The 12608-nt window shown below is 56.1% G+C and carries 11 protein-coding genes; 6 read left to right on the top strand and 5 right to left on the bottom strand.

The window, feature by feature from the left end:
- The 3 genes from HMPREF2604_RS14200 to HMPREF2604_RS04800 form a co-directional block, all read right to left on the bottom strand.
- Nucleotides 1-1395: prolipoprotein diacylglyceryl transferase (locus tag HMPREF2604_RS14200; protein ID WP_246818374.1), on the bottom strand; the 1395-nt coding region annotated here is incomplete at its 3' end.
- A 416-nt stretch (nt 1396-1811) separates the two neighbouring features.
- Complete coding sequence (locus HMPREF2604_RS04795) at nt 1812-3221, bottom strand: TetR/AcrR family transcriptional regulator (RefSeq protein ID WP_070563664.1); 1410 nt, start codon at nt 3219-3221, stop codon at nt 1812-1814.
- A gap of 278 nt (nt 3222-3499) precedes the next feature.
- Nucleotides 3500-3679, bottom strand: coding sequence for an antitoxin (locus HMPREF2604_RS04800; RefSeq protein ID WP_070524820.1), 180 nt, complete (start codon nt 3677-3679; stop codon nt 3500-3502).
- A gap of 472 nt (nt 3680-4151) precedes the next feature.
- On the opposite strand from HMPREF2604_RS04800, the gene HMPREF2604_RS04805 reads away from it, so the two are divergent.
- Nucleotides 4152-5450, top strand: a complete 1299-nt coding sequence (locus tag HMPREF2604_RS04805; protein ID WP_083299174.1) for a site-specific DNA-methyltransferase — start codon at nt 4152-4154, stop codon at nt 5448-5450.
- Between the two features lie 18 nt (nt 5451-5468).
- Here HMPREF2604_RS04805 and HMPREF2604_RS04810 read toward each other — a convergent pair whose 3' ends face one another.
- Nucleotides 5469-6503: a CE1 family esterase gene (locus tag HMPREF2604_RS04810; RefSeq protein ID WP_246818375.1), complete on the bottom strand. Its 1035-nt coding sequence runs from the start codon at nt 6501-6503 to the stop codon at nt 5469-5471.
- 59 nt (nt 6504-6562) lie between these two features.
- On the opposite strand from HMPREF2604_RS04810, the gene HMPREF2604_RS04815 reads away from it, so the two are divergent.
- The 5 genes from HMPREF2604_RS04815 (at nt 6563) to HMPREF2604_RS04835 (ending at nt 10955) form a co-directional block, all read left to right on the top strand.
- Nucleotides 6563-7405 (top strand): class I SAM-dependent methyltransferase, encoded by an 843-nt coding sequence (locus HMPREF2604_RS04815; protein ID WP_070563667.1) that lies wholly within the window; start codon nt 6563-6565, stop codon nt 7403-7405.
- Between the two features lie 88 nt (nt 7406-7493).
- Nucleotides 7494-8432, top strand: a complete 939-nt coding sequence (locus HMPREF2604_RS04820; RefSeq protein WP_070563670.1) for an ABC transporter ATP-binding protein — start codon at nt 7494-7496, stop codon at nt 8430-8432.
- Nucleotides 8433-8443: 11 nt separating this feature from the next.
- Nucleotides 8444-9241 (top strand): ABC transporter permease, encoded by a 798-nt coding sequence (locus HMPREF2604_RS04825; protein ID WP_070563673.1) that lies wholly within the window; start codon nt 8444-8446, stop codon nt 9239-9241.
- A 407-nt stretch (nt 9242-9648) separates the two neighbouring features.
- The gene (locus HMPREF2604_RS14300) at nt 9649-10350 is read left to right on the top strand and encodes a sensor histidine kinase (protein WP_232748501.1); all 702 of its coding nucleotides are present in this window, start codon (nt 9649-9651) and stop codon (nt 10348-10350) included.
- On the top strand, nt 10347-10955 hold the full coding sequence (locus tag HMPREF2604_RS04835) for a response regulator transcription factor (protein ID WP_070532530.1): 609 nt from the start codon (nt 10347-10349) through the stop codon (nt 10953-10955). Before HMPREF2604_RS14300 ends, HMPREF2604_RS04835 begins: the two co-directional genes overlap by 4 nt.
- A 38-nt stretch (nt 10956-10993) precedes the next feature.
- Here the strand turns inward: HMPREF2604_RS04835 and der are convergent, their stop codons facing one another.
- Entirely contained in the window at nt 10994-12607 is a 1614-nt protein-coding gene (der, locus tag HMPREF2604_RS04840; protein WP_070532533.1) for a ribosome biogenesis GTPase Der, read from the bottom strand.
- Between the last annotated feature and the right edge of the window lies 1 nt (nt 12608).

Genomic DNA, 12608 nt, shown 5'->3' on the forward strand with positions numbered 1-12608 from the left:
GCCATCCTTGCCGTCGGCGCCGTCCTTGCCGTCGCGGCCGTCGCGGCCGTCCTCACCGTCACGGCCATCCTTGCCGTCGGCGCCGTCCTTGCCATCACGGCCATCGCGACCATCGCGGCCGTCCTCACCGTCGCGACCATCGCGGCCATCCTTGCCGTCGGCACCGTCCTTGCCATCACGGCCAGGCTCCCCGTCTTCACCGTTATTATCCTCATCATCGGAATCTACAGGGGCCGAGGTAGTGGAAGCAGGCTCGGATTCCTCCGTCGGATCCTCAGGTTCGGCCGCCTCGGACTCAGTAGATTCAGGCGCAGTCGACTCTGCGGACTCAGAAGCCTCATCTGATGCGGAGGGTTCACTCGACTCAGAAGGCTCAGTGGACTCGGAGGGCTCCTCGGAATCAGAAGGCTCGGCGGACTCGGAAGGCTCGGCGGACTCGGAAGGCTCAGAGGACTCGGTTGTCGAGGTGGAATCCGGCGCTTCGTCGCTGACCTGCTTGCCATTGAGCATGTCCGCACACTTCTGTCCAGCCGGTGCGTTAACCTCGGCCAACGCAGAAGCCGCGGTCGAGATACCAGACAGGGTGGACTCAATTTCCTTGCGCTGAGTATCGCTCAGCTTCAAGTCCTTAGCGGCACTAGCGCCCGGGAAAAGGCCAGCAATCGTAACGGCGGCATTAAAAACCTTCAATACGGTAGCGACTCCAGTACCGAAAGCACCATCAGCAAACTTGATGAGCCCAGAGACGGTCTTCTTCGCCGCATCCGGGTTCTTCAAATCGACATCAGCATCGGAGTTCTCGATCTTTGCGATAGCCATGCCCTGCGCACGTGCGAGGTCCCACGTGACATCCTTGTCTTTCTCGCCTTCACGGACCATTTCAGCGATCCGCTCCCACGAGCTTGCGCCAATCTTCTTGATGAAGTCCGACGGGACGAGATCGCCGACAACAGGAATAACTTCCCATACGGTCTGCAGCAGCTTGTTGCCGCCATCATAGAATGCACGAGCTAGGTCGAGCTTGCGCTCAAGAATCTCGCCTTCCTTACCAGGAGCATCAGAAATCTCACAGACCAGCTTGCCGTCCTTCTCGACGACCTTGATCGAAGCGTCAGCCGTCGATGCTTCAGTGCTCTTCAGCTCATCAAGCGTCGTCGGTTTGCTGTTTTCCGCGTCATAAAAGCTGATGTCGTTGTTGCGAAAGTCGCGGTCAAGCTCTTCAATCGCGTTATCACCAGCGTTGTCTTCATCAACCAGGTTGCCGTCTTCGTCGAAGGCAGTGCCGTTGACATCAAGAGTGCCAGTGCCATTCTCCTCATGAACGAAGGAAGATTCTGCCGGTTCCTCTACCGCAATTGCCTGAGGAGCAACGATAACGGAGGAAAAGGTAGCCACTGCCGCTACAGTGGCGACAATGCGAGAGCGAGTAGGGCGCATAGTTAGTCTTTCTTAAACTGAAGTGAAAACCCGCTTAGCCTTATAAGGCTTGCGATTAAGGTTCGGACGTGGCCACCATACAACCTGCAGAGTATATTTTCTACACTTGAGCAACTACTTGCTACCCCCATTCAGAGACACCGGCCATCGACATCTTTGCAGTTCACGCCGTAAACATTAGTCGCTCCAGACCGATTTCTACCCCCTTCACGCAATGAATGCGCCCAGCCAAAGCCCACGTCCACACCACCCCGACAAGGTGCAGCCACCCTCAGATATTGACAAAAGAATCCCCACTTTCACTCTAAGAAAGTGGGGAGGAATATGATGCAAATCACTCTCAGTTGAGCATCCCGCACGCTCATTTCACTGAACTAGCCTGCCATGCCATTGAGGCTTCGCATGATGCCGCCGAGTTCGATATCCATATACTGAGTCAGAATTTCAAAAATAAAATCGGAATTATACCCACGCAATGGCCCGTTGGTGCTCAGCATGGCAAGACCGTGGGCGCCAGCCCACACTGAAATCACTAATGTAAAAAGAACCCATGGAGTGCGCGGCCCGTCCACCCCATCGATAGCCTCGCGCACGAGAGACATAATGAACCCAAAGGCTAGGCCGAACTCGCTGAAATCACGTTGAAGCTCGACCGCTTTATTCGCGTTTGGCAGGAAGTCATCCTCGAATGACATGGGCACAATCGGGCCGGATGCGATCTTAATGAGCGCCTCAAATCCTTGCGGGTCATGCAAAGCATGTGAGACATATCCATAGCCCGTAGCTTTGATCTTCGACACTGCGCTAGCGTCCTGCGGCAACGCGGCTACCTGACGGTAAATGAACTCGTAGTTGATTTTGTCCAAATAGCGCTCCAGGAAACTTGCCAGCTCTTGGTCGCTTTCAATAAGGTGTTCAGCCTCTTGGACGCTAAGCCCTGCTCGTTTTGCGGCGCCACCGATATGCAAGCCAGTCACGCCGTGGTCGAGAGCCTCCTCCACAGCACCTCGGAGCAGAGCTGTTCGCTGCTCATCCTCTGTGCTTCGTGGAAAATCCTCTGCTTTGGTCAGGAGTGCTTTGGGTTGTTCCCCTTCCAACCCATAAGGCTCAGTGCGTTCAATACGCTCACCCCTAAAGAAGGGATAGAGACCAACGCTCAGCGTATCCATAACAGCACTAAAGGTTTGCTTTTTCGCCGCTGGCGAGAGGTAGCGCAGAATCCCTTCAGCTGCAAGCTGTGTAACGCCGTGTAGGTGGGAAAATATCGACAGAGCGGAGAGTAGCGTCCCATAGGCATCGAGCTCCGTGCCACCGGATTCTTTAATAGCGTCTTTAGTCAGGTCAAAAAGAATACGCATAATGGGGCAGGTGTCAGCCTCTCCATCACGGCTAGCAAAGTCCTCAGCCGTCAATCCCGTGCGGGGAGAAGCGTAGACAGCAGTAAAAGCCGCAAAAGAGGATGGGTCCTCGACCGCAAAAGAAAAGTAGGACAGCGCGGTCGCACGAAGCTTATCTACCGCGGTCGCATTCTCGGGCAATCCTTGTAGGTGCAAATCAATAGTTGACGTCAGCGCATCATTGAGAGAGTGCTTAGTTGCCTCGACGAGTTCCGCTTCGGAAGCAAAAAGTGCCTGAGCTTCCGCAAGAGGCACATTAACCTGGTCAGCAACTTCCCGAAGGCGCACTTCATCGATGCCCGCCTTAGCAATGACCCGGCCAGCTTGCTCAATCAGAAGCTGCTTAAAGGGCTGGCTACTTTGTTCCACACCTACTGAAGTATTCACAGTGTTCAGCCTACCTAGGAAATGGCCGATTTTATATTCATAAACACAACATAGGAGGATTTAAAGGTTTCTCTCAGATTCCTTTTCTCTATCAACTCGCCCATATTATGTCCCAGCCAAAGCCAACATATACATTGCTACAAAACTTATACAGTCCTGCCCACATCGTGGACAGGACTTATAGAGCGCGCCTAGCGTGGCATTTCAGAGGCAGTGGGCTCTTATTCCTGCAACGTCAGGTTCCCAGGCACACTGCTTCCGCACTCAATCTTTAGGACTTAAGCGCCCTCGTTACCGATACGATCATCGAGCTGGTCGCGAGCAGAGTCAATCTTGTCGGCCTTATCTTCGCCGAGCTTACCCTTAGCAAGATCAGCGCCCTTGTCCAGTGCGCTGTCCGAAACCTGCTCGCCCTTATCGGAGTTCAGCGCGTCCTTTGCCTTGTCAAAAATACCCATTCCTACAATCCTTTCGTTACTTCTACTCTTTCTAAGCGTGCTAGCTACCAACGTGTCGATACGCCTGCGGCTACAACCGATCAGTAGGCGTGAACCCCATCGATCGGCTCCGCACACTACGAACAAGTGCACTATCGACCGCTGCATTCACGTTGCGAGCCATCACGAGACTCCACCGTACCGACGGTCCAGAGTCTTCGCCACACGAGTTATTAATCACCCTAGTTATGAGACGTACCGTTCCCACACAAAGCAGCACTCTAAGAATTCTTAGGGTCGGCGCATCCGTTTACCCCCTCCACCTACCCCTTTTCGTTCAACAACTTGCTAAAAGCAGGCGCGCTTTCGTTGGCATTGCTGTGCACTCTAGGACACACTTCTTTGGCTGCGCTCCGCGCTCAGTTCTTTGCGCAATAATTAACGCACATGCCCTCGTCCGTAGATCAATCGCCAAAGTACAAGCCTGCCCACAATGCCTTCTCCTCATTCTGAGCCAACTCCCCGACCCGCTACACAACCTGATTCTTCGACGCCCTCTCGTGGGTTAGAAATACCCACAAGCGATGACTCAGCCTTTGGCTTAGTGTGGCCGGGAAAGAATGCTGCCGCTGCGCTTGCTGCCTCTCAAGCTGCGGGGAGGCACACGTTGATAAGCGGATCGGATTCCACCACCAATTCAGTCACCGTGGCCGATAATCTATCCGCGCTCAAGAGCTTTGTTGCCCGCGGTATGAAAGCCGACGTCATCTATATCGACCCGCCGTATAACACCGGCAAGGATTTTGTTTATCGCGACAACTTCCGCCAACGGCGAGAAATGCGCTCAGAGCACTTTGGTCAATGGCATGCCGAATGGCTTTCTATGATGCTTCCACGACTGATCCTTGCGCGTGAAGTACTCGCAGACACAGGATTCATCGTGGTTTCGATCGGCGAATCAGAGTGTGCCCATGTACGCCTCCTCCTCAACGAGGTTTTCGGCGAGGATTGCTTTGCAAGCCAGCTCATTTGGAAAAAAGGCGGTACTGGAAAGAATGATTCAAGATATGCCGTCCAAGAGCACGAATATGTCCTTTGCTACGCCAAATCTCCGGAAAACTCCGGGTTCAATGTTGATCTAGGGGCGCAGACATCGACCCGCTACAACCATCGCGATGAGAAGGGTAACTATTCCCTCGTTCGCCTAGATTCCAAGACCTTGGGTTATCTACCAAGCCTCGACTTTCCCATCGTCGGTCCGAATGGTGATAAATACTGGCCTCATCAACCCGACGGGAAGTCGAAGGTCGCGCGCTGGCGTTGGGGGCGGGACAAAGTTGATAAGCACTATGACGACCTGGTTTTCAGACGCGGCTTTGTCTATACCAAGAACTATGAAAAGAAGGGTGCGCGCCCACGCTCCATACTGGACGGGGAACGATTCGGTGTAACCCGTACAGGCCGTCGTGACGCTGAAGAGGCACTCGGCGTTAAAGGCGTATTCGATTTTCCCAAACCAGTGCGGCTTATCAAGCACCTCATCGCAATCGCCGGCGGCCCCAACGCGGTAGTCCTCGACTTTTTTGCTGGCTCTGGCACCACCGCGCAGGCCGTCGTCGAGCTCAATCGCGAGGATGGCGGCCAGCGCTCCTTTCACCTCGTACAGATTCCGGCCCCCACGGAAACCACCAGTGCCGCGCACCAAGCTGGGTATGAAACGGTGGCAGACATCTGCTTAGCGCGGGTTCGCTCCCTCGGCATCCCCTTTAATCACTACACGCTCAGCGAGTAGTCCACGAAGGAATCAATCCTAGGCCACTCCGTGTTCCTCGGTGTCTGCAGGCCGGCCGGGGATACCGAAGAAGTCTAGTACCGCGTCGGTGGCAAAACCTTTACCCACCTCAGTTTTCGTAGCGTTGTTTCCACCAGGCCAAACGTGGGATCCGCCTTCGATGCGAATGTGCTGCAGCGGTGCTTGGCAGGCAGTCCATGTCTCTCTGGTGGCACCGTTTGTGAGACGTACGGACTCGACGTCGCCACGACACTTGTTACGACGCTGATGCTGCCCGAGCACTTCTGCGACCGAAGCATAAGCAGTCTCGTGCCGCACGCCGCCTTCATAGTTGACAACGGGGTCTTTTGTACCGTGAATATCCAAACGGCCAACAGGTTTTTCTGAGCAATCCGTATGGATGCCTTCGTAATAAGCCGCCGATACAGTAGCTACCGAACGAAACGTCCCCGGCATACGGCAGGCTAAGAATGCCGCGAATCCTCCTCCATTGGACAGGCCCGCAGCGAAGATAGCGTTATCGTCTACCTCATAGGTAGCGCGCAGGCTGTCCACGATTGCTCGCACGAATTCTAGGTCTTCTTCCGCGCTGGTAGCAGCATAAGGTGCAGGAGCCCACGCCGCATTTTCCCCTGCAGGGTAGGCGACTATGGCGTCAGCCGCATCAAACTGGCTGTATTGCTCCATGTTTTCCGGAGAATCTGTATAACCGTGGAAGGACAACAGGACCGGCCAGGATCGATCTGCAGTGTAGTTTTCGGGCACATGAAGAAGAAAACTACGTCCGGAGGCCAACTTCATTTTTTTCGTGTGCCCGGGGTCGGGGCCAACGAGCATAGGGGCGACGGGAAAACCGAGGTCACTGGTCCACTCTGCTGTCGATGGCGAAGTAGTCGTGTCTTCTTCAGGCGAGCTGCACGAGACCAGCGCCATGACGCAAGCTGCAGTCGTCATGATCCCAGCAAGCGTGCGCGCACACCGCAGCCATGCTGCGGAATCTTCACTCATCATTCGCCTCGCCACGCTCGCCCTCGGGAAAATATCCTCGTCCACCTTAAAACATCCCACCGACATCCACGAACCTGCAGCGCCACGGTAGATTTAGGAGCATCATGAGCCCAACTCCTTCCGAATCAACTGATTCCGCCAGCGCCTCAGCCCCCTTCCCAGTTCCCGAGCACTACCCCAGCTATCGCCCGGCTTCGGGGAAAGAGGCACCGAGCTTCAGCACAGTTCAGCAGCGTCTTCGTTCTGCCCAATCATTCAGCCACGGTGCCGACGCTTATCATGACGTGCGTCCTCGCTATCCGCAGGAGGTATCACGGCTCATTGCCTCCGCGCGGACTGTCCTCGATGTTGGCGCAGGCACCGGAAAGCTCACTGAATCACTAAGCAACCCCGTTGTCTACGCCAGCGATCCATCCCCTGACATGACCCGAGTCCTAAACCGCCTCGGGGTGCCGTGCTGGCGTGCAACTGCCGAGAACACTGCGCTTGCAGACGCCTCCCTCGACGCCCTCACCTGCGCGCAGACCTGGCATTGGGTTGACGTCCAACGAGCCTGTGCAGAATTTGACCGGGTTCTCCGCCCCAACGGAAAAGTCCTCTTGGTGTGGAACACTCTGGACGTCAATGCGGACCCGTGGGTCCTGCGTCTTTCCCGCATCATGCATTCCGGAGATGTCCACCGTCCCGGTTTCTATCCCGCTTTTTGTGAACCATGGACGCTTCGCCAAGAGCTCCGCTTGACGTGGGAACACGAGCTGAGCCCCGAAGGCCTTCATGCTCTCATGCATACTCGCTCATATTGGCTTCGCAATGGCCAAAAGATCCATGAACGCATGACACATAACCTCAACTGGTACCTCTACGAACACATGGGCTTTCGCCCCGGCCAAGTCCTTCGCATTCCTTATCGGACGGATGCGTTCTTATTGGCCCGCGCTGGCGAGTAGCCAGCCCGCCCCAACCATGACAACTGTCACGTCTAATTGGTGACACCACGTCTACGCTGCACATAACTGCCCACCATAGCGTGAAGATATGAGCACAACACGCACTCTCCTACCAGTCATTGACGTCAATGGCGTCAGCAAGGTTTTTAATGCGGCCTCGCCCAATCCTGTACAAGCGCTTCACGACGTCTCCCTTTCCATTCATCGGGGCGAGATCGTTGGCCTGCTGGGAACGAACGGCGCCGGAAAAACGACGCTTATTGATCTCATCCTGGGCCTGACAACACCGACTTCCGGCACTATCCAGGTGCTCGGAGAAAGCCCACACACCGCTATTAAAAGCGGACGCATAGGAGCCGTCATGCAATCCGGCGGCCTTCTTCCTAACATCACCGTCAAGGAAACCCTCGAGCTCCTCGGCGCGGCCTTCCCATCTCACCGTGCGTTTGACGACATTATCGAGCGCGCAAATCTAGGAGATATCCTGTCGCGCCGCGTGAGCAAATGCTCCGGTGGTGAGCAACAACGCCTCCGCTTCGGACTGGCCCTCTTAGGAGATCCGGAAGTGCTGCTTCTCGACGAGCCAACTACTGGCATGGACGCCGGTGCCCGACATCACTTCTGGGAAACTATGCGCGAAGAGGCAGATGCCGGCCGAACCATCGTGCTCACCACCCATTACCTTGAAGAAGCCGAGACCTTTGCCCAGCGCATCATCATGCTCAACAAGGGCCACATTCAAGCCGATGGCTCGACAGAAGAGATCCGCAACTCCAACTCCACCCGTGTCATCCGGGCCGCCTTTCCCGGCGAGGTGCCACATGCGCTTACGGCCAACCTACTTCCCGGAGTTATCCACCAAGAGCAAACAGACACGGGGCTGGTCATCACTGCTCGAGACTCTGATGCGGTGGCACGCTACCTGCTTAACGAAACCACTGCTCGCGACATCACTATCACAGGACACAGTTTGGAGGATTCCTTCCTCGAGCTCTACAACGCTACATCCAGTAACACCACGCGATAAGGAGATTTCACATGAGCCCCCACACCGCTGCGCACCCTACTCTTCGCACCACCCTCAACTACGCTGCCCACGACTTAAAGCGGCTACGTCGCGACCTGCCTACGCTCTTTTTCAGCGTTGGCCTTCCAATCATCTTCTATATTCTCTTCGGCGCCATGCAAGAATACGGCCAAGTCGAGTTTAACGGCGGAAATGTTGCTGCCCTGGTGATGATCGGCATGGCGCTCTATGCCGGTGCTACAGGTGCTGTTGGCGCCGCCGGCTCCATGGTTGCAGAAAACCGTGCAGGATGGGGCCGGCAATTGGCGCTCACTCCCCTGCGCTCTTCCCAGCTAGGGATTTCCAATTTCCTCAATATCGCGGTCCGCGCGATCTTACCGATCGCCGCTGTCTTCATTACCGGTGCACTGACCGCAGCAAGCATGCAACCGACCCAGTGGGCATTAGCATTTCTTGCTACCGTCGCCTGCACTATCCCCTTCGGCTTCTACGGCATGGCCTGTGCCATGCTCTTTCCCTCAGAAAACACCGTCTCTATCACGACATCCACTATTGTCATTCTCGCCTTCGCCGGAAATGTTTTCATGCCGCTAAAAGAATCGCTACTCGTGGTCGGACGATTCACTCCGATGTACGGCGCACAGGCTCTTTCGCGTGGGCCTTTGTCTGAAGGCGCCCAAATGATCAATAGCGAGCAGCTCTTTATTGAAGACCCGCTATGGTACGCATGGGTTAATATCGCTGTATGGACAATGGTTTTCGTCGGGTTGTGCCTGATTCTTCACAAGCGCGACAAGAACCGAGCATGATGAGTAGCTTCAAGGTTCGCAATGCCGCTTTCGCAGCTATTTGGTTGATCTTTCTCCTGCTTGTCCTTCTCCAAGTTTTGTTCCTTCCCACTTATACGCCTGCTCAGCGGACCTGGGCTGTGGCCATCACTGTGTTTTTCTGTGTGGCCTACTTTCTCTCCTTTGGTTCTGTCGACTTCTTTCCGCGCGGCTGGACCTTGGGTCAACGCGTAACCCTTCGGTGGGTTATCCTCGCGCTACTCGCCCTAGCATCTATTCCGGGATATGGTGCCTGGGCTGTCGCCTTCGTCCCATATCTCGGAGCGCTCGTAGCCTATACACAACCGTTCAGGACTGCCGCGACGGTTATTATGCTCACCGGCATACTTGCTGGTATCCCCGCATGGATTTACGAAAATCCTCGCTTCATGGACCTTGCGATCATCCTCTTCGGCTGGCCGCTTCTCATCTTGGTCCTCGGAGCATTGTCCCAGAGAGAGGACACTGAGATAGCTCTTCGCCATGATTTAGATCTGGCGCATCAACGCGAGGATATTGCCTCTGATATCCATGACCTTCTCGGCCACTCGCTTACTGCTATCAACCTCAAATCCGAAGTAGCCCGTCGGCTCATCGAACACGACCCCGCCAAGGCAGCTGCCGAGCTCGAGGAGATTAGCGCCCTGTCAAGGATGTCACTCGCCGAAGTCCGCTCGACTGTTACTCGTATGAAGAACCCTACCTTTGCCGGCGAGATCCACGCCGCGCGCCGGATCCTCGAAACCGCCGGAATACAAACTCACCTTCCGGATACCCTCACGCGCCCCCAGTCTCATGAAGATCTGTTCTCCTGGGCGTTGCGGGAGCTTAGCACCAACGTCGTGCGACATTCTGGGGCTACTGAATGCTGGGTACTACTCACGGAGAACTCCCTCAAGGTTACGGACAACGGCTGTGGCTTCACAGAAGACGCTACGCGTGCACTTGCTTCCGGTCTCACGGGCCTCGCAGGTCTTCGCCGCCGGGCAGAAGCCGCCGGCGGTGAGGTCACAATCGAGCGCGCCGGCGGTTTGACCACAGTCCGCGTGACGCTCAAAGGACCTGATACGCAGGAGGTTAAGCAGTTTTGACGAACGCCATCCGGGTGCTCATTGCTGAGGACCAGTCTCTAGTTCGCGGCGCGCTTACCGCGCTCCTTAATACCGAGCCGGACATTGAAGTCGTTGCAGGCTGTGGCTCTGGGACTAAGGTCGCGGAGCTCGTCGCTAAGCACAGCGTTGACGTGGCTTTACTCGACATTGAGATGCCTGGTATGAACGGCATCGATGCTGCCAAGAGTATCGCCAGCACCGACTGCCGGAGCCTTATCGTCACCACATTTGGACGGTCCGGTTACGTCAAACGCGCTCTCGAAGCAGGTATAGATGGCTTTCTCGTCAAAGACACCCCTCCCGATGAACTCGCTGATGCCATCCGCCGTGTCCATTCGGGTTTGCGCGTTATCGATCCGCAGCTTGCTCAGGACATTCTCTTCGCCCCCGACAACCCACTGAGCGAACGAGAAATCGAGGTATGCCGCCTGTTAGTCCGTGGACTCGGCTCCGCTGATATCGCTTCGCAACTTCACCTCAGCGGCGGGACCGTGCGCAACCACGTCTCCGCCATCATGGCGAAGACGCGGGCTGGAAATCGCTTCGAGGCTGCTCGGCGGGCCGAAGCAAACGGGTGGATTTGAGGCCTCTTCGTGGTTCCGCCTTCAGCCCGCTAGCGGAGCTATCGGCGTTGGCGGCGCTCGCGCACGCGCACCGCGATGCGCACGGGCGAGCCGTGGAAACCGAAACGCTCACGGAATTTACGCTCTAGGTAGCGACGATAGCCAGCGTCCAAGAAGCCGGTTGTAAACAGCACGATGGTCGGTGGTTGCGTCGACGCCTGAGTGGCAAAGAGCACTCGCGGCAGGCGGTTATTATTCATCGGCGGTGGATTCGCGGCAATCGCGTCACGCATCCAATTGTTGAGCTGACCGGTGGACACGCGCTGATCCCAGCTTTCTAGGGCCTCGATCATGGCGGGCTCAAGCTTTTGCAGGGCGCGCCCGGTCTCAGCAGAGATATTCACACGGGTCACCCACGGCAGGTGGCGCAGGTTCTCATCAATTTCGCGCTCTAGGTAGTAGCGGCGATCCTCATCCACAAGGTCCCACTTGTTAAAGGCAATAACCAAGGCTTTTCCGGCCTCGAGAATCATGTTGAGGACGCGTTGGTCTTGCTCCGAGACTTCTTGGGAAGCGTCGATAAGCATGACGCACACCTCGGCCGCATCAATCACGCCGCGCGTGCGCAAGGAGGCGTAGTACTCGTGGCCCTGCGCGTTTTTAACCTTCTTGCGCAGACCTGCGGTATCAATGAACTTCCACAAACGTTGGTCTAGCTGCACCAGGGAATCAACTGGGTCGACCGTGGTGCCTGCAGCATTGTCTACCACGGAGCGCTCCTCCGCCGTCAGCTTGTTCAGCAAGGAGGACTTGCCCACGTTCGGCTTGCCCACCAACGCCACGCGGCGAGGACCGGAGGTAATCGAGGAATGACGCGGTTCCGCAGGGAACAAACGGAGGATCTCATCGAGGACGTCGGCACCGCCCCGACCATGCTGAGCAGATACTGGCCACGGATCGCCCAAACCAAGCGCGTAGAACTCGGCCATGTCTGCATACATGGTTTCCGAATCAAACTTGTTGGATACCAGGATGACTGGGACCTCGGAGCGCTGCAATTTCCGAGCCATAACCGCATCGGTCTCAGTGATGCCCACCTTGGTGTCCACCACGAATACGATGACGTCGGCAGTTTCCATCGCCTGCTCTGCCTGGCGTGCGATGGCGGCATGGATTCCCTTGACGTTCGGGTCCCAACCTCCGGTGTCCTGAACAAAGAAGCGCTGGCCATTCCACTCCGCTACATAAGACACGCGGTCACGGGTCACGCCCGGGTGGTCCTCTACAACAGCTTCACGGCGCCCAAGGAAGCGATTCACCAGAGAAGACTTGCCCACGTTCGGGCGGCCCACTACGGCCACCGTGCACAGGTTTTCCTCCGTATGGCCCTCACCGACACCAAAGGCGTGGGATAGGGCTTCCCATTCTTCCTCGCTCAGCGGAGCCTCATCATCGAAATCGGTCTCATCCTCACCAAAATCGGCCTCGCTGAATTCAGACTCGTCGAATTCATAGTCAAAGTCTTCAGAGTCGAAATCCTTCGGAGCCCAACCGCCGTGCGGATCGCGTACGACCTCTTCTTCAAGCTTTCCGGCCGGATAGTGAAATTCCGTCTCAAAGTCTTCCGGCTGCTGCGCCGGATCTACATCCGGATTCTGCGGTTCATTAGTCATG

Origin of the sequence: Corynebacterium sp. HMSC055A01 (assembly GCF_001809405.1) — a bacterium.
Lineage (GTDB): Bacteria > Actinomycetota > Actinomycetes > Mycobacteriales > Mycobacteriaceae > Corynebacterium > Corynebacterium hesseae.

Excerpts from the sequence above, each read along its gene's own strand:
- HMPREF2604_RS04800 (WP_070524820.1), bottom strand. The coding sequence starts at position 3,679 with ATGGGTATTTTTGACAAGGCAAAGGACGCGCTGAACTCCGATAAGGGC.
- HMPREF2604_RS04805 (WP_083299174.1), top strand. The coding sequence starts at position 4,152 with ATGCCTTCTCCTCATTCTGAGCCAACTCCCCGACCCGCTACACAACCT.
- HMPREF2604_RS04815 (WP_070563667.1), top strand. The coding sequence starts at position 6,563 with ATGAGCCCAACTCCTTCCGAATCAACTGATTCCGCCAGCGCCTCAGCC.
- HMPREF2604_RS04820 (WP_070563670.1), top strand. The coding sequence starts at position 7,494 with ATGAGCACAACACGCACTCTCCTACCAGTCATTGACGTCAATGGCGTC.
- HMPREF2604_RS04825 (WP_070563673.1), top strand. The coding sequence starts at position 8,444 with ATGAGCCCCCACACCGCTGCGCACCCTACTCTTCGCACCACCCTCAAC.
- HMPREF2604_RS14300 (WP_232748501.1), top strand. The coding sequence starts at position 9,649 with ATGGACCTTGCGATCATCCTCTTCGGCTGGCCGCTTCTCATCTTGGTC.
- der (WP_070532533.1), bottom strand. The coding sequence starts at position 12,607 with ATGACTAATGAACCGCAGAATCCGGATGTAGATCCGGCGCAGCAGCCG.